Origin of the sequence: Pectobacterium wasabiae CFBP 3304, from assembly GCF_001742185.1 — a bacterium.
Taxonomy (GTDB): domain Bacteria; phylum Pseudomonadota; class Gammaproteobacteria; order Enterobacterales; family Enterobacteriaceae; genus Pectobacterium; species Pectobacterium wasabiae.
In genome coordinates, this window is the sequence record NZ_CP015750.1 from 4,475,807 (window position 1) to 4,492,612 (window position 16,806).

Sequence of the window (16,806 nt, forward strand, 5' to 3'; positions counted from 1 at the left end):
CCCGATAATCTCATTTTCACGGACGCTCACCTCTGAGCGTCCATCGTCCTATCCCCATCATTTTTCCATGATTTAACCTGCGTTGCCCACAGTGCAAATTCGCAGAGTCATAATATACTTAACAAATGAATGCTTTTGGTCATCGGCACGAACGTTGCTGTGGGTCTAGCCCGATAACTAGTTTACCGAAGAAAAAATAACAGTAGAAATTAGTAATAATATATAAGTGTTCTCGCTAATTATTTCGTGAATATTGCCGTTAATTGAAGTAATGCCGACCGCTTAAGCATTGAGATACTCGGGTTTAAGTGAACAGCATGAGTTAATTCAAGTTCATTAAACGCTTTACTGTTAACCAATGGATCTAAAAACATCACGTTTATACCCTAAATAATTCTAGTTTCAGGACAACACGTTAACGTTTTGAACCACGCAAAGCGTTGGCCCTTTAGGGCGAGGCACACACCAGTAGACCGAGTCGCGCGGCCAACGTTCATGCAGCTTGAAATATAACGGGGTTATGCTTGCTTATACTAAAAGGATCAATAAATGCGTAAGAATTTTCCTGTCAGCGATATTCAGTATTTATTAGATGAAAAAGCCAAGCTAATGTCGGTGACGACCACCGATAGCCACATCACTTATGCAAATGACGATTTTATTGATGCCAGTGGTTACGACTTTGAGGAAATTCTCCATCAGCCTCACAATATCGTGCGCCACCCGGATATGCCCCCACAGGCGTTTACCGACATGTGGGCAACGCTGAAGGCAGGAAAAATCTGGACGGCAGTCGTCAAAAACCGCCGTAAAAGTGGTGATTACTATTGGGTGAAAGCCAGTACGACACCGCTGATGAAGGAAGGGAAAATAACCGGATATATGTCGGTACGAACGCGCGTTTTACCAGAGGAGGTTCGGCAGGCCGAGGCGCTTTACCGCCAAATGAACGAGGATAAATTAAAAAATCGTCGGCTCTATCAGGGATTATTGATTTATAAAGGGCCGTTAAAACTTCTTAGTTTATTTAACGTCATCCCCGTGCGTTGGCGGATACGAAGCTACGTTTTCCTTTTCATGCTATTCACACTTCTTTTCTTATTTGCTACCTCTCCTCTCACCACACCGCTACTCGTTTTTGTTTTGGTGCTACTCGCTGGCGCGACAATAACCAGCGAATTATTAGTTCAACACGTGGCAAAACCCTTGGAAAAAATTCTACGGCAAGCCATTAATTCCGCATCCGGGCAGGCAGATAATTCATTTCAACTTAATCGGGTGGACGAAGTCGGCATGCTATTACGCGCCGTCAATCAATCCGGTATGAATTTCCGCACGTTTGTCGATGACGTCAACGGTAAACTGGCCGAACTACGTCACGCCTGTGGCGAGATTGCCTCGGGGAATTACACGCTAAGCCAGCGTTGCGAAGATACCTCACAAAGTTTGCAATCCACCGCCTCCTCAGTGGAACAGTTGACGGCGACGATTAAAAGCAATGCTTCGGCTACACAGCTAGCGACACGCTGTGCCAACGATGCCAATCAGGCCGTCGATGCGGGTGAGAAAGCGGTCAGTCAGGTAACGGATACCATGGCAACCATGACCCGTTCCAGCAAAGAGATCACCGACATCATCAGCGTGCTGGATAATCTGGCGTTCCAGACGAATATTCTGGCGCTCAATGCAGCAGTAGAAGCTGCGCATGCGGGAGAACAAGGCAAGAGTTTCGCCGTGGTTGCGGGGGAAGTTCGTATTCTGGCGCAGCGGAGTGCCGCCGCCGCCAAGGACATCGCAGAGATTATCGATACCACCATTACCAACATTCACACCAGCGATAAATTGGTCAATAACACCAGTCAATCAATGCAGAACATACTGACGCAGGTGCAGCAGGTCTCGCAACTCGTGAATCAAATCAGCCTGGCAACACAAGAGCAATCACAAGGGCTGGGGCAAATTAACTCAGCGGTGAATAACATTGATGAATTGACCCGCCAGAACACCATTTTGGCTACCCATTCCAGTTCAGCCATCAGCAGCCTGGAACAACAGATCGCTACCATGTCTGAAGCCGTATCGGTCTTCAGCATTCCTCGCTAACCCCGTTCTTACGCCGTTACCCCTCTTATTTTCAAACCGTTACTGTCAGTAAGGTAACGGTTTGTCGCCGCCCGATTTTCTGATAGCTTAATCTGAGGATTTTTCGGAGAAACGATCAATGAAATTGGCAATTTACAGTACTAAGCAGTATGACCGTAAATATCTGGAACAGGTCAATCAACAGTTTGGCTATGAGCTGGAGTTTTTTGATTTCATGCTGACATCGCGCACCGCGAAAACAGCCGCGGGCTGTCAGGCCGTCTGCATCTTTGTAAACGATGACGGTAGCCGCGACGTGTTGACCGAACTGGCGGAGTTGGGCATTAAAACACTGGCGCTACGCTGCGCAGGTTTTAACAATGTCGATCTGGAAGCTGCTAAGGAGTTGGGTATTAGCGTGGTACGCGTTCCTGCGTATTCTCCTGAAGCGGTAGCCGAACACGCTGTGGGCCTGATGCTGACGCTTAACCGCCGAATTCACCGTGCCTATCAACGCACCCGTGACGCGAACTTCTCTCTGGAAGGGCTGATTGGGTTCAACATGCATAATCGGACGGCGGGCATTATCGGCACCGGAAAAATTGGCGTAGCCACCATGCGTATCCTGAAAGGCTTTGGCATGCGCCTGCTGGCCTTCGATCCCTACCCAAACCCGCAGGCACTGGCGTTAGGAGCAGAGTATGTCGATCTGAAGACGCTGTATGCCAGCGCGGACGTCATCTCCCTGCACTGCCCGCTGACGCCGGAAAACCATCATCTGCTGAATCAGGCGGCCTTTGCACAAATGAAAAACGGCGTCATGATTGTCAACACCAGCCGTGGTGGACTGATCGATTCACAGGCCGCTATCGATGCGTTGAAGCAGCAAAAAATTGGCGCGTTGGGAATGGACGTTTATGAAAACGAGCGCGACCTCTTCTTCGCCGATAAATCCAACGACGTAATCCAGGACGATATTTTCCGCCGCCTATCGGCGTGCCACAACGTGCTATTTACCGGACATCAGGCTTTCCTGACCGAAGAGGCGCTGATCAGTATTTCCCAAACCACGTTGCAGAATCTGAAAGACATCAGCCAGAATACGCCCTGCGCCAATCTGGTTACATCTTGACCTTGTATACACTAAATAATTCGAGTTTCAGGACGGCAGCAAGAGAAGGACAAACTCGTCGGGAACGAGTTTGACCAGCCAACAGTTGGCCTTTGGTGAGAGACAGGATGTCTCTCATTGCATCCCGATGAGCTTACTCAGGTAAGTGATTCGGGTGACTGACAAATCTGCCTGAGGCAGATTTGAACGCTGCTTGCAGCGGCCCCAACGGGCGAGGTCCACGCGAGTGGGCCGAGTCGCGCAGCCAACGCACATGCAACTTGAAGTATGACGGTATATTGCGGCAGTGCAGACTGCTGCAACACTCACCCGGCTGGACAACTGCCATTCATCAGCGATTGTTCACTACAGCGCTTGCCATTAGCTAACTGACAGGCTCCTACGCTCGCACCATCAAGCTGCCTGGAGACACCCATCGTCCCACCAATCAGCGTACAGTTAACATCAACAGGGGAACTGCTTTTCAGTAGCACGGCTACATTTTCATCATTATTTTGCGTGGCTTTTTGTTGGGTAGCCGCCGTATTTTCACTATGATTGCTACATCCCGCTAGCAACAACACTGCTGCAGTACATAGCCATGGTAATGATTTCATGTTTTAGCCTCGGATCGGGTGGGCATCGCTTCCGGCACTATATTCTGTGCCAGAACCTAGAGAATGGTTTTTCAGACAAAGACTATATCTACCCCACCACGCTTCAGCAACCGACATCGTAAGGTAAAAGAGAGGCCTCCCCTAAACGCTGTATCGGATGGGACGACAAGACCAGCACACGTAAACCGAAACGATGTGCCAAATTCCACATTTTTTCAATCGGTACGCGGCCATATACCGTTCTTTCAATGTAAAAAACATCTCGTCTATTTTCTATTGAAAAAAAACAATAGGGAGTTATTAATTTCAACATTAATCATTAATCATTAATTATAAAAAAATATCAATTGATAGGATTGCACCTTTCACTATTATGGTGAATCACACCACTATCGCTTATTTGTTTTTTTGTGTTCCTTTGTTTTTATTTGTATAAACAAAATCGCGAGTCATCTTGCTAAGATAAAACAAGTAACCTAGTATTATTTTGCTGCTCTCTCCGAAAGCATAGAGCACCACAGAAATTATATTATCAATTTAATTAAATTAAATGAGGTGAAATAATGTCAGATCAACTTCTTGGTGGATGGACTGCTTTCCGTGATTTGAATGATGCAGATAAGGCACTTTTTAAAGCTACCGTACATCTGCTGGGCGTGGCTTACTCCCCTTTGTTTGTTGCAACGCAGATAGTGTCCGGAACGAACTACTCCTTTCTAACCAAAGGCACGGTAACCTCTCCTGATGCACCGTTAAAAATTGTCAAAATCCATATTTATAAACCATTAAGCGGTGATGCACACATCACTAAAATTGAAGAAGTTTTGCCGCAATAAATGGCTCAATAAATAATAACACTACGGCTAGCTTATTTAACTCGCCAGTCGTAGTGTTGTTTTATAACGAAGTTTTGCTTTATAGAATTACTTCTATTTTCCTGATTTTCCAGACCCTCCTCCTGTTTTCCCTGAGTTTCCTCCTGGCGATGAAGGTGCATTACCCCTATTACCGCCCGACGGATTTCCGGTTGTGCTAGGCCAGTTTCCTCCCTGTTGAGGATGGCTTGACGACGTTCCTTTTGATGTATTTTGACTCACGATATATTCCTCTATTGATGGAACATTCCTATTAAGATAGTGATAAATTACGTTTTTGCAAAAAATGGCGTCATTCTTCGGGAACAAAGCAGAACAGACGAACTGTTTTCCTGTTACCACGGTAAAACGATCTGGCATTCGTCGCCGTAATCCGTACCATACACGCCATGATCATGCAGACCATGTTAAGTCTGCTTTGAGCCGTTTCCCATCCGTAACGCTTTTTGCAACGAGCACAGATAAAAATGCAAGAAAATCAACAAATTAACCAGAAGCAACAATACAACCTCAACAAATTGCAAAAGCGTCTCCGCCGTAACGTCGGCGAAGCGATCGCTGATTTCAATATGATTGAAGAAGGCGACCGCATCATGGTGTGCCTGTCCGGCGGGAAAGATAGCTTCACCATGCTGGAGATCCTGCGTAATCTGCAGCAGAGCGCCCCCATTAGCTTTTCCCTCGTCGCGGTAAATCTGGATCAGAAACAGCCAGGGTTCCCGGAGCATGTGCTGCCGCAATACCTTGATAGCATCGGCGTGGAGTACAAGATCGTCGAAGAAAATACTTACGGGATTGTGAAAGATAAGATCCCGGAAGGCAAAACCACATGCTCGCTGTGTTCGCGCCTGCGCCGTGGGATTTTGTATCGTACCGCGACGGAGCTTGGTGCGACAAAAATCGCTCTTGGCCACCACCGCGACGATATTTTACAAACGCTGTTTCTGAATATGTTCTACGGTGGAAAGTTGAAAGGCATGCCACCGAAGCTAATGAGTGACGATGGTAAACATATCGTCATCCGCCCGCTTGCCTACTGCCGTGAAAAAGATATCGAACGCTTTGCCGAAGCGCGCCAATATCCGATTATTCCCTGCAATCTATGCGGATCGCAGCCAAACCTGCAACGTCAGGTGATTAAAGATATGCTGCGCGATTGGGACAAACGCCATCCAGGCCGTATTGAGACCATGTTCAGCGCCATGCAGAACGTTGTTCCTTCACATCTTGCCGATCATACGCTGTTTGATTTCAAAAATATTCGTCACGGTAGCGAAGTGGTGGATGGTGGCGACTTGGCTTTTGACCGTGAAGAACTGCCGTTACAGCCTGCTGGCTGGCAACCGGAAGAAGATGACGACGCGCCATCGCTTACCCGCCTTGACGTGTTGGAAATAAAGTAGGCACAGGGCATTCGATGCCCTGTTTTATGCTTAATCTAAGGTGTAATGATGGAACAAAAAAATACAACCATTGAACGGTTAGAAAAGGAATTACAGGGGAAAATAAGAGCTAAAAAATGGGTATTTCTCGGTGGCCTTACCACTGCTATATCCGCTTTTTTGGAGTTTTATTCTAATCCTTATGGCGATAGTACCTATCCATATGCCCAACTGCTTTTGGCTGTGGTTTGCTTCGGATATGGCGTGTCTTTGCTTTATAACAAAAAAAAGCTGGAAACAACATTAGTCGCCTTGCGTTCTGAAGCCAGAGAGACAAACGAGACACCAAAATAGCAAAAAAAAGCCGACAAAATTGTCGGCATGGTGTGAATCAATTGTGCTATGCAGTAATTCAAAAAAGGAAGTAAGACAATATGGAGCGCAACGCCCATCGCTTGACGTTGCATTCACCTGCGGGAATGATAGTGCCGCACAACAAGATAAAAAATGTTGATATTGCTCAATTTACGCGTGGTTTTTTAGCTCTTCGCGCCAGTTTGTGACGATCTACGCCCCTCACTCACCCTGAGTCGTTATAGCCATTTACTGCGCTTTAACCACCATGCAACGCCGCCAACTAATATCACCAACATCAGGCAGAAAGTGAAAAAACCAAACGGTGCATCGCCGCCGGGAATACCCCCTAGATTGACGCCAAATAATCCGGTTAAAAACGTCGTCGGCAGAAAAACCATCGCCAAAAGCGACATCGTATAGGTACGGCGGTTCATCGCCTCGGTCATCAAGGCGGTGATTTCATCCGATAGCACCGTGGTACGGGCAATACTGGCATCCAAATCTTCTAGTCCGCGCCCTAATCGATCGGCAATTTCTTGCATTCTGCGGCGGTCATCATCCTGCATCCAAGGCAGTTTCTCGCCAGAAATACGGGAGAATACATCACGCTGCGGCGTCATATAGCGGCGCAGCACGATAAGCTGTTTGCGAATTAGCGCCAGTTCACCGCGCGGTGGAATCTTTTGTTCCAGCAAATCGTCTTCCAGATCGATGATTTTCTCATGCAAATCATCAATGAACTCGCTGGTATGATCGGTCAATGCTTCCGCAATAGAGACCAGCCAGCTTCCGCTATCTGTCGGGCCATTGCCTTCCTTCAGGTCGGTAAGAATCTCTTCAATCGCCAGTATCTTACGGCGTCGGGTAGAGATAATCAGCTTGTCGGTAATAAACACGCGGACGGCCACTAGTTGATCCGGCCGCGCATTGGCATTCAAATTAATGCTGCGCAATGTGATCAGCGTGCCTTCACCCAAACGCATGACTCTGGGTCGGACACTTTCCCCCGCCAATGCATTGCGCACGCTATCCGGCACCAGTGTCGTTTTATTCAGCCAGCGGGCGCTGGCGGGCAATGTAGAGTCTAGGTGCAGCCAACAGGGCTTCTCACTGTTGACGACATCCTGTTCACCTATCGGGGTAATCCCACCCTTTCCATCCAACTGATACGCATGAACCGCACCGCTGTGTTGCAACTCTTTTCCTGCAAAGGATTCCACGTCTTGCCTCCAACAGTGTTGGTTCTCAGCTCTTTTGCTATCAGCTCTGCGATTTGCTAACCGGCATGACCATCATGACCATCATGACCACGCCAGCCTTATTGACACATCACTCGATGTGTCAGTACAGGACCTAATGCTTTTCGATGTAAAGCATATGGCTATATGCCACGTCTTCAGGGTTAGTAATGGGGTAGCCCTTCACCCACGGCTTGATCAGGCGTCCGTTGGTATATTGATAGATCGGCGCAATCGGTGCTTCATCCATCAATATCTGCTCTGCCCGGTTGTAATCCGCATTCAGTGCCTGCGGGTTAGTCTGGTTGCCTGCCTCATCCAGCACGCGATCGTAATTCGTATTTTTAAAGCGTGCGATATTACCGCTATGGTGTGATGCCATCAGCGAGAGGAATGTCGAAGGCTCGTTATAGTCACCAATCCAGGACGCACGCACGACGTCAAAATTACCGCTATTACGGCTGTCGATGTAGGTTTGCCACTCCTGGTTGGATAAACGGACATCAACTCCCAGCGTTTTCTTCCACATGGAGGCCACGGCAATCGCGATCTTCTGGTGGCTTTCCGAGGTGTTGTACAGCAGCGACAATTTCAGCGGGTTGTTTGGGCCATAGCCCGCAGCCGTCATCAGCGCTTTGGCCTGTGCATTCAACTCATCCTGAGAATATTGCTGCAACAGGCTTTCCGTAGGTTTGAAACCGGCGGTCACATCCGGCGTGAAATGCCAGGCTGGCTTTTCTCCCGTGCCCAACACTTTTTCCGCAATCACTTTACGATCGATGGCATAAGACAGCGCTTTTCGCACCCGAGCATCATTAGTGGGCGGACGTTGCGTGTTAAACGCGTAGTAATAGGTGCCAAGCTGATCCGGCGTATAAACCTGACCGGGTAAATCTTTCAGCAGCTTCTGATACAGATTTTTAGGAAATGACTCAGTGATATCGATATCACCAGACAGATAGCGTTTTGTCGCGCTCGATTCCTGATTGATCGGCACAAACGTCACTTTTGTCAGGCGCGTGTTGGCGTTATCCCAATAATATGGATTCTGCGTGAGCACCAGCTTCTCGTTAACAACACGGTGATCCAGCTTAAACGCGCCATTTCCGACCAGATTCCCCGGTTTCGTCCAGTCGTTTCCGAATTTTTCTACCGTGGCTTGATGTACCGGGAACAAGCTAAAATTCGCCGTCAGGCTAACAAAATAAGGCACTGGCTTGCTAAGTTGCACTTTCAGCGTGTGGTCATTAACCGCGGTCACCCCAAGCTGCTCAGCAGGCATGTTGCCGGCGAGAACCTGCTCAGCGTTCTGAATCCCTGCGAGTCGGGCAAACCAGGCGAACGATGAGCTGTTTTCAGGCGTGACCAAACGACGCCAGCTATAGACAAAATCCTTTGCCGTGACGGGATCGCCGTTAGACCAGCGAGCATTATCACGCAGGGTAAAGATAAACGTGCGGTTATCGGTCGTCTGCCAGCGCTGTGCCACGCCTGGGACAATGTTCCCTTTGGCGTCCTGATTGACTAGCCCTTCAAACAGATCGCGCGCCACCTGAGCCTCCATCAACCCCACCGCTTTTATCGGATCGAGAGAAGCTGGTTCATCTTTAATGTGGCGAACAATCTCTTGTTTCTCGGCCAGAACCGTTCCCGCCGGAACCTGCGCCGCGACAGCATTGCCCGCCATGGCCGCCATCAACGCGGCATAGAATGCAGAATACCCATAGTGCATAATGATTTGACCTGAAAGCATAATGAATTGATTGAAGAATATAATAGTCAGAAATTGTCGCTATCATCCAGCAATACGCCTGCAATTTGTCATTCCACATCGTCATTTGCGTCTCCAAGCCGATTTTTTTATGATGAGACGCATAGGTAACCACAGGGCGATATCATGGAAAACACGATCCTTTCTCTTCACGCTCGCCAGCGCAGAGGTAACTTGCCTTCGCTGGGCGAACCTTACGGAAAATCGCTGCTGGGTGCGCCATTACTCTACTTCCCAGCCGAACTAGCGCCTTCAGAGAGCGGGCTGATTATTGCTGGCACGCATGGTGATGAAACTGCCGCAGTCGTCGCACTTTCCTGCGCGCTTCGCACCCTCTTTTCAGGCCAGAGACGCCATCACGTTGTTCTTGCGGTGAACCCTGATGGCTGTCAGTTGGGTCTGCGAGCCAATGCTAACGGCGTCGATCTCAATCGCAATTTCCCAGCCCATAACTGGCAACCGGGAAAGACGGTATATCGCTGGAATAGCGCTGCAGAGGAACGCGATGTTGAACTCTCTACGGGCGAAACCGCAGGCTCAGAACCGGAAACGAAAGCCCTTTGCGCACTGATTGAGAAACTGAACCCTCGTTGGGTTGTTTCTTTGCATGAACCACTCGCCTGTATTGAAGATCCACACCGTTCCGAACTGGGCCAATGGTTAGCGCAGCAATGTGAGCTGCCGTTAGTATCGAGTATCGGTTACGACACACCGGGTTCTTTCGGAAGCTGGTGTGCCGATCGTTCGCTCCACTGTATTACCGCTGAACTTCCGCCCATATCGGCAGATGCGGCCAGCGAACGCTACCTTAACGCGATGGTCGCGTTGCTAAGCCAGCAATTTTAATCGTAATTTTTATACCAATGTTGCTAATGTTGCCCTAAACTGAGCAGCGTGTTAATCACCTGTAACTAAGGACGCAAACATGTCACAGAACGTACATTTTCAAGGCAATCCGGTGCCAGTAGCAGGGTCATTCCCAGCGAAAGGAAGCAAAGCGCCAGCATTTACTCTGGTCGCTAAAGACCTGTCAGATGCTTCACTCAGCAACTATGCTGGCAAACGCAAAATCCTGAACATTTTCCCAAGCATCGATACCGGTGTTTGTGCCGCGTCCGTGCGTAAATTCAACCAGTTGGGTTCTGAGCTGGATAACACCGTTGTGCTGTGTATCTCTTCCGATCTGCCATTCGCGCAGTCTCGCTTTTGCGGCGCGGAAGGTCTGAACAACGTAGTTGTACTGTCTACCCTGCGTGGCGGTGAATTCAAAGAAAGCTATGGCGTCGCTATTGCTGATGGCGCGTTGAAAGGCCTGACTGCTCGCGCTGTCGTAGTGCTGGATGAAAACGACAACGTGCTGCATAGTGAATTGGTGAACGAAATCACCACTGAACCAGACTATGACGCTGCGCTGGCTGTTCTGAAATAAGTCACACTGTCAGTTATTCATACTGATAATCGTGAAGAAACGGCTGCGCAAGCAGCCGTTTTGTTACTTACTCCTCGTCATCCCCCGCTGGTTTGCGTTGGCTGAGCCCATATTCCCGTAGTTTATTCGCTATCGCCGTGTGCGATACCCCTAGCCGTTTTGCCAATTTACGTGTGCTTGGGTAGGATTGATAAAGGCGGGTCAGCACGGAACGTTCGAAGCGCTTGTTGATGTCGTCCAGCGAGCCATCAAGCAGGGTTTCATCTTGCGGCACATCAATCGAAAACGCAGGAAGATCGATATCCTGCATATGCAGTTCGTTACCTTCCAACCGTGTCAGCGCCCGATAAATAGTATTTCTCAACTGTCGAACGTTGCCCGGCCAGCCGTACTGTGGCAGGAAATGTTCGACATCTGCCGCTAATTTGGGGCGAAGAATGCCCTGTTCGTCGGCAAAACGCGCTACGAAGAGTTCAGCCAGCGGCATGATGTCCGCCGGACGCTCGCGCAGCGGCGGTAACATCAACGTGAGCACATTCAGGCGGTAATAAAGGTCTTCACGGAATTCGCCGCGCTGCACTAGCTCCAGCAAATTTTTCTTTGTCGCGCAAATCACCCGCACGTCTACATGGACTTCGTGATCTTCACCCACGCGGCGGAATGTTCCGTCATTCAGGAAACGCAGCAGCTTAGTCTGCATCTGTGCCGACATCTCACCGACTTCATCCAGTAGAACCGAACCGCCGTTAGCCTGTTCGAAGAACCCTTTCTTGCCCTCCTGCGCATTGAGATACGCGCCGGGAGCATGGCCGAACAGCTCGCTTTCCATCACGTCATCGGGCAATGCTGCACAGTTCAACGCCAGAAAAGGGTTTTTGCCGCGCGGCCCGCGCAGGTGGCAGGCACGCGCCAACATATCTTTGCCCGTCCCGGTGTCACCGACGATCAACAGTGGTGCGTCCAGCATCGCTAATTTGCGCGCCTGTTCCACCACCTGACGCATTTTGGGGCTAATGGCTACGATGTGATCAAATTCATTTTCATCGTTCACCGCGAGGTTCTGCAACTGTCGCCCCATGCGCACGGCCGATTTCAACATCACCAGAGCCCCCGCCGTCGCGGTTTTACCGGCATCATCTTCCAGACGGACTGGCGTCATTTCCAGTAGGAAATCCTGACCACGAATCACCACGCGTTCCGCCACGACGGAACTGCTCTTCTCTAGCCAACTGGCAAAATTGAAACCGGGGATCATCGTGGCAATCGTCAGCTCATTGATGGTCTCTGCTGATTGCTCAAACAGCGCCAGAGCGGCTGGGTTAAACAGCTCGGGTTTCCCTTTCATATCCAGCGAAAACACCGGCTCAGGCATGGATTCTAGCAGCGCATTCAACGCGCGATGCTCGCGTTCAGACGGCATAAACGCCACGGTGCGCACATCGCTAACGCTGTCCAGGCGACGGATCTCCGTCATCAGAAGGCGGAAATCATCAAAGTCGAGGGTCGCAAAATTGAGGTAAATACGACCAATAGAGGCAATTTCGATGCCGCGCAAATCAATATTGCGCGACGCAAGCAGATCTAACAATTCACGGACCATACCAATGCGGTCTTCACAAATCACTTCCAGATGCATCAACGGCTACCTTCTTCAAGAGACACGACATGGCTATTGCGACTGATAATACCCTTTCGTTTGCACCGGATGAAGTAAGGTGGCAGCAAAAGTTGACACATCTGTACGTTTTTTCCACGCTAATAACGAAACGAGGCTAAGACAGCGGCGTGGTTGCCATCGCGACAATGGTTCGGATACCTTCCAGATAGTTACCGAGACGTAAGTTCTCATCAAAACTATGCTGATTATTATCGGCATTGACCAGAGGAACAATGACGTAAGGCACTTTCAATACGCTGACTGCGCCACTCATCGGCAGCGTACCGCCCATCATACGGTTCTTTTCCGGTGCAATGCCGCGCGGCGCGGTGGTCGTCGTGACAGCCCAGTGGCCCAACGGGGAATCGATTGCTGTTCTGGCCGCATAAGCGCTGCTAGGGTAGGCCGTCAGGTGAAGTGAAATCAGATGCGGGTACTGCTCGCGTTCAGCCGATGTAGGAGACTCACCGGCAATGATATGAAAGCCTTTGCTGGCAATATACTGACGTAATAACTCATACATATCATCCGGCGGCGTCTCCGGTACGGTGCGGATATTCACACTGGCGGTCGCGGTTGATGGAATAGCGTTAGAGGCTTTCTTTCCTGTGTCACCGGCTTTAATGCCGAGAATATCCAGCGAGGGATACTGCACCGCCTCTGCCGCATTGCCTGCAACCTTATCCAACTGCGCGAGGCCAAAGCGTTTTTCCAGTGAGCCAGCAGGAGGTGCCGTCTCGGCTACCTGTTTTTTGTCGCTATCGCTAAGCGTAACACGGTCATAATAACCGGGGATCGTGACCTTGCCGTCCGCATCTTTCATACTGGCCAACAGCGTAGCCAGATTTTGCACCGGGTTTGGAATAACATTGCCATAACCACCGCTGTGTGCCGCCGCGTTCGCACCGAATACCGTCATGTCAATTTGGATTGACCCACGATTACCAAAGTTGATGCCAGGGCGATTGCTGGATGGCATCGCGCCATCATAAATCACCATCCCATCGCTTTTCAGCAGCGACAGATGTTCGGCCATGACCGTCGTCAGACCGGGTGAACCTTTTTCTTCTTCGGAATCCAGCAACACTTTGATGTTGACGGCGGATTCCATACCCTTATCTTTCATCGCGTCCATGGCCGCGAGAAACATCACGATCGGCCCTTTATCATCAGCCGATGCCCGAGCGAAAAGACGCCATTCTGGGTTGATATCCCCTTTCAGCAGACGCGACTCAGGCAGCGTCTGCCATTGTCCTGCGGCATCTTTTTCTTTTAGCACAGGCTGCCACGGTGGCGTTTGCCACTCAGTTGGATTCACGGGTTGCCCGTCAAAGTGCATGTAGAACAGGATGGTTTTACGATCGGATTTTGGCGTGCCCAGTTCGGCATAAACCAGCGGTTTATCGCCATTCATCAGTTGCTGAGTGGTAAAGCCGCGCTTCTGAAACGCCTTTTCCAGCCAATCGGCATTACGCTGGATATCCGCAGGCACGGCGGCATCATTGGGCAACGTCAGTAATTCGAGATACTCAGGGAAGCTGTTTTGCGCGTAACGTTCCGCATCGGCAGGCGTCAGTATCAACTGTGCGCTGGCAGGTAAACAGAGAATGGCTGCCGACAGCGACAGTGCCGCCAGCGTCAATTTTTTACCGGGAATCATAAAAGCGTCCTGTTATACAGAAATAAGGAATTTTTTATCCTACACACGATTCTGTAACAACGGTACTGCCTATCATCCCTATCCGTTTTTTCCTTACATTCCCAGTGGAACTATGACAAATGATGATGGCACACACCGAGTACCAGGGTCTTCACCCCTAACGCCCTTTTTGCAGCGTTTCTTTTACCTGACCAATCAGCTCGCGGCGGAAATCTCCCAGGCGCGGCTTGTCATCCAGCCACGGCAGCGGGCGACATAACTCCATCGCTTTGATGCCCAGACGCGCAGTCAGCAACCCTGCACCAATGCCCTGCGCGGCGCGGGTCGATAGCCGTGCCGCGAGATCCTGCGACATCCAGTCCATACCAATTTCCCGCACCAACTCCGATGCACCAGCAAACGCAATATTAATCAACACCAGACGGAACAGGCGAATACGGCTGAAATAGCCAAGTTCGATGCCGTACAGCGCAGCAATGCGATTAATAAGCCGCAGGTTGCGCCAGGCGATAAAAGCCATATCCACCAGTGCCAGCGGGCTGACAGCGATCATCAAGGTGGATTCCGCAGCCGAACGGCTGATTTCACGCCGTGCCTGTGTGTCCAATACCGGTTGAACCAGACGCGCATACAGTTCCAGCACTTCACGGTCGTTGTGGGTTTCGTGGAGTGAAGCCTGCCAACGCTGTATCGCCGGATGGCCGCTATCCAACCCAGCCTGCCGTGCCAGTTTTTCACAGAATTCGCGTCCACGTCCCACACCGTGGCTGTGCAACAGATCGCGCGCCACATCGCGCTCTTCCGCGCGTTCCCGTAAGCGATAGAGCCGTCGCCACTCGACGGCCAACGAACCGACGCCCGCCGCCACAATCAGGCTACCTGCCGTAATACCGCCTAGCGCGATCCAATCCTGTTGCACCCAAGCGTTATGCAGCGACTGCACACCCTGCGCCAGCGCGCTAATGCCGAACAAGGCGACGCCTGCCATCACCATACGCCGCCACAGGCTGCGTTTAGGGCGCAACGCCGCACTAATAACGTCTTCCGCCGCACCTTCTTCCGGCACTTCTTCTTCACGGCTGATAGGGGAAAATGGCGTGCCGCTCTGTTCATCAAATGCTAACCCGGCTCGCAGTTGTGGCTGCGGCTCTTGTGGTGAAACATCGTCGAACGTGACGCGTGGTTTTAATGGCTCGTTCATCGCAATTTATCCTTTAGCAGAAAGTCCATGACCGTATCCAACCGGATATGCGGCAACGGCGTGTCTACCGTCATCTCGCGCGGGCGAAATTGATCGAAGTGGAAGCCCTGTGTTTGCCAAAATGCGGCGCTCGGTAGACGTGCGGGCACTTCACCGGGGTAAACCGTTAACGGCTGGCCGTCGCTGAGCCGATGCCCTTTCAGTGCCGGAATTTTCTGTCCCTGATGTTCTACGACCCCGCTCTGCGTTGATTGGATCGACGCAATACCCTCGCAACGCATATCTATGCCTTCAAACGCGGCATTCTGCCAGGCTTCTTGCACCAATTGCTGAAGCAAAGACACCAGGTTGGCATGCTGATCGGCAGTAATGTGATCCGCTTTACTCGCCGCAAACATCAGCTTATCGATGCAGGGCGCAAACAAACGCCGGAACAGCGTGCGCTTACCGTAGTGAAAACTTTGCATCAGTTGGGTCAGTGCCAGTCGCATGTCGTTAAACGCATGAATGCCGCTATTGAGCGGTTGCAGGCAGTCGACCAGAACAATTTGTCGGTCGAAGCGCACGAAGTGATCTTTATAGAATCCTTTGACGACCGACTGACAGTAATAGTCAAAGCGCTTACGCAGCATGCCAATGTTAGTTTTCTCATCCGCCTGCGCCAGTTTAGCTTCACCGATGTTATTCACCTGCGGCCAGGGGAAGAATTGCAGCACCGGTGCTCCCGCCAGATCGCCCGGCAGCACAAACCGACCCGGTTGAATGAAGTGCAGTCCTTCCTGTTTGCAGCGGTGCAAATAGTCGGTGTAGGCCTGCGCCACCTCGGCTAACTGATTTTCATCCGCTGGCGCTAGCGGGTCGATTTTCTCGCACAGGGTCAGCCAGGGCTTCGCCCATTCAATGCGTCCCCCATGCAACAAACCGCTCATCTGCTGCGACCAGCTCAGATAGGTTTGTTCCAGCAGCGGTAAATCCAGCAGCCATTCGCCGGGGTAATCGACAATTTCGAGATACAGCGTTGAGGTGTCTTTAAAGTGGCGCAGCAGCGAATCTTTGGAACGATAGCGCAGCGCCAGTCGGATCTCACTCACGCCGCGCGTCGGCGTCGGCCAGTCCGGTGGCGAGCCATACAGCGACGCCATGCCTTCATCATAGGCAAAGCGCGGCACGCCCAAATCGCGCTGTGGCACGCGCTTCACACCGAGCAAACGCTCTTCGCGCACGGGGGAAAACATCGGCAGATGCGCCCCACTGTGGGTGTTCAATAATTGATTAACGAACGCGGTGATAAACGCGGTTTTGCCGCTGCGGCTCAGCCCGGTGACAGCAATCCGCAGATGGCGATCCACACTACGATTGACCAGTGAGTTAATCTCGTTTTGTAGTCGACTCATTGAATGAACCATCACTCCTGTTGTTGAAAAAG

Annotated in this window: 15 protein-coding genes; 8 read left to right on the forward strand and 7 right to left on the reverse strand. The window is 50.7% G+C overall.

Annotated elements, in window-relative coordinates:
• Positions 1-549: 549 nt before the first annotated feature.
• Both A7983_RS20335 and A7983_RS20340 read left to right on the forward strand, forming a co-directional pair.
• Entirely contained in the window at positions 550-2,103 is a 1,554-nt protein-coding gene (locus A7983_RS20335) for a methyl-accepting chemotaxis protein (RefSeq protein WP_005972373.1), read from the forward strand.
• A 118-nt stretch (positions 2,104-2,221) separates the two neighbouring features.
• On the forward strand, positions 2,222-3,214 hold the full coding sequence (locus tag A7983_RS20340) for a 2-hydroxyacid dehydrogenase (protein ID WP_005972376.1): 993 nt from the start codon (positions 2,222-2,224) through the stop codon (positions 3,212-3,214).
• 305 nt (positions 3,215-3,519) lie between these two features.
• Here the strand turns inward: A7983_RS20340 and A7983_RS20345 are convergent, their stop codons facing one another.
• On the reverse strand, positions 3,520-3,810 hold the full coding sequence (locus tag A7983_RS20345) for a putative hemolysin (protein WP_005972379.1): 291 nt from the start codon (positions 3,808-3,810) through the stop codon (positions 3,520-3,522).
• Between the two features lie 563 nt (positions 3,811-4,373).
• Between A7983_RS20345 and A7983_RS20350 the strand changes: the two genes are divergently transcribed.
• The 4 genes from A7983_RS20350 (at position 4,374) to A7983_RS24685 (ending at position 6,630) form a co-directional block, all read left to right on the forward strand.
• Positions 4,374-4,646 (forward strand): hypothetical protein, encoded by a 273-nt coding sequence (locus A7983_RS20350; RefSeq protein ID WP_005972382.1) that lies wholly within the window; start codon positions 4,374-4,376, stop codon positions 4,644-4,646.
• 506 nt (positions 4,647-5,152) lie between these two features.
• Positions 5,153-6,088, forward strand: a complete 936-nt coding sequence (gene ttcA / locus A7983_RS20355) for a tRNA 2-thiocytidine(32) synthetase TtcA (protein WP_005972384.1) — start codon at positions 5,153-5,155, stop codon at positions 6,086-6,088.
• A gap of 45 nt (positions 6,089-6,133) precedes the next feature.
• Complete coding sequence (locus A7983_RS20360; RefSeq protein ID WP_235778002.1) at positions 6,134-6,421, forward strand: hypothetical protein; 288 nt, start codon at positions 6,134-6,136, stop codon at positions 6,419-6,421.
• An 80-nt stretch (positions 6,422-6,501) separates the two neighbouring features.
• Complete coding sequence (locus tag A7983_RS24685; protein ID WP_005972388.1) at positions 6,502-6,630, forward strand: hypothetical protein; 129 nt, start codon at positions 6,502-6,504, stop codon at positions 6,628-6,630.
• Between the two features lie 30 nt (positions 6,631-6,660).
• Here A7983_RS24685 and zntB read toward each other — a convergent pair whose 3' ends face one another.
• Both zntB and A7983_RS20370 read right to left on the reverse strand, forming a co-directional pair.
• Positions 6,661-7,644, reverse strand: a complete 984-nt coding sequence (gene zntB, locus A7983_RS20365; protein ID WP_005972391.1) for a zinc transporter ZntB — start codon at positions 7,642-7,644, stop codon at positions 6,661-6,663.
• Positions 7,645-7,777: 133 nt separating this feature from the next.
• Positions 7,778-9,394 (reverse strand): peptide ABC transporter substrate-binding protein, encoded by a 1,617-nt coding sequence (locus A7983_RS20370; protein ID WP_005972394.1) that lies wholly within the window; start codon positions 9,392-9,394, stop codon positions 7,778-7,780.
• Positions 9,395-9,559: 165 nt separating this feature from the next.
• Between A7983_RS20370 and mpaA the strand changes: the two genes are divergently transcribed.
• Together mpaA and tpx are read left to right on the forward strand one after the other, a co-directional pair.
• Positions 9,560-10,279 carry a murein tripeptide amidase MpaA gene (mpaA, locus tag A7983_RS20375; protein WP_005972396.1) on the forward strand — a complete coding sequence of 240 codons (720 nt, stop codon included), beginning with the start codon at positions 9,560-9,562 and terminating at the stop codon, positions 10,277-10,279.
• A gap of 79 nt (positions 10,280-10,358) precedes the next feature.
• Complete coding sequence (tpx, locus tag A7983_RS20380; protein ID WP_005972398.1) at positions 10,359-10,862, forward strand: thiol peroxidase; 504 nt, start codon at positions 10,359-10,361, stop codon at positions 10,860-10,862.
• Positions 10,863-10,929: 67 nt separating this feature from the next.
• Here the strand turns inward: tpx and tyrR are convergent, their stop codons facing one another.
• The 4 genes from tyrR to A7983_RS20400 form a co-directional block, all read right to left on the reverse strand.
• Positions 10,930-12,498, reverse strand: a complete 1,569-nt coding sequence (gene tyrR, locus A7983_RS20385) for a transcriptional regulator TyrR (RefSeq protein WP_005972401.1) — start codon at positions 12,496-12,498, stop codon at positions 10,930-10,932.
• Between the two features lie 136 nt (positions 12,499-12,634).
• On the reverse strand, positions 12,635-14,179 hold the full coding sequence (locus tag A7983_RS20390; protein ID WP_005972403.1) for a M20/M25/M40 family metallo-hydrolase: 1,545 nt from the start codon (positions 14,177-14,179) through the stop codon (positions 12,635-12,637).
• A 157-nt stretch (positions 14,180-14,336) separates the two neighbouring features.
• Positions 14,337-15,380 carry a YcjF family protein gene (locus A7983_RS20395; RefSeq protein ID WP_005972406.1) on the reverse strand — a complete coding sequence of 348 codons (1,044 nt, stop codon included), beginning with the start codon at positions 15,378-15,380 and terminating at the stop codon, positions 14,337-14,339.
• A complete protein-coding gene (locus A7983_RS20400) occupies positions 15,377-16,774 on the reverse strand; it encodes a YcjX family GTP-binding protein (RefSeq protein WP_005972409.1) in 1,398 nt (465 codons plus the stop codon). The genes A7983_RS20395 and A7983_RS20400 overlap by 4 nt, the downstream gene beginning before the upstream one ends.
• Between the last annotated feature and the right edge of the window lie 32 nt (positions 16,775-16,806).

Bases quoted from the DNA above. Each gene is read 5' to 3' on its own strand.
- A7983_RS20335 (WP_005972373.1), top strand. From the start codon at position 550: ATGCGTAAGAATTTTCCTGTCAGCGATATTCAGTATTTATTAGATGAA.
- A7983_RS20340 (WP_005972376.1), top strand. From the start codon at position 2,222: ATGAAATTGGCAATTTACAGTACTAAGCAGTATGACCGTAAATATCTG.
- A7983_RS20345 (WP_005972379.1), bottom strand. From the start codon at position 3,810: ATGAAATCATTACCATGGCTATGTACTGCAGCAGTGTTGTTGCTAGCG.
- A7983_RS20350 (WP_005972382.1), top strand. From the start codon at position 4,374: ATGTCAGATCAACTTCTTGGTGGATGGACTGCTTTCCGTGATTTGAAT.
- ttcA (WP_005972384.1), top strand. From the start codon at position 5,153: ATGCAAGAAAATCAACAAATTAACCAGAAGCAACAATACAACCTCAAC.
- A7983_RS20360 (WP_235778002.1), top strand. From the start codon at position 6,134: ATGATGGAACAAAAAAATACAACCATTGAACGGTTAGAAAAGGAATTA.
- A7983_RS24685 (WP_005972388.1), top strand. From the start codon at position 6,502: ATGGAGCGCAACGCCCATCGCTTGACGTTGCATTCACCTGCGGGAATG.
- A7983_RS20370 (WP_005972394.1), bottom strand. From the start codon at position 9,394: ATGCACTATGGGTATTCTGCATTCTATGCCGCGTTGATGGCGGCCATG.
- mpaA (WP_005972396.1), top strand. From the start codon at position 9,560: ATGGAAAACACGATCCTTTCTCTTCACGCTCGCCAGCGCAGAGGTAAC.
- tpx (WP_005972398.1), top strand. From the start codon at position 10,359: ATGTCACAGAACGTACATTTTCAAGGCAATCCGGTGCCAGTAGCAGGG.
- tyrR (WP_005972401.1), bottom strand. From the start codon at position 12,498: ATGCATCTGGAAGTGATTTGTGAAGACCGCATTGGTATGGTCCGTGAA.
- A7983_RS20390 (WP_005972403.1), bottom strand. From the start codon at position 14,179: ATGATTCCCGGTAAAAAATTGACGCTGGCGGCACTGTCGCTGTCGGCA.
- A7983_RS20395 (WP_005972406.1), bottom strand. From the start codon at position 15,380: ATGAACGAGCCATTAAAACCACGCGTCACGTTCGACGATGTTTCACCA.
- A7983_RS20400 (WP_005972409.1), bottom strand. From the start codon at position 16,774: ATGAGTCGACTACAAAACGAGATTAACTCACTGGTCAATCGTAGTGTG.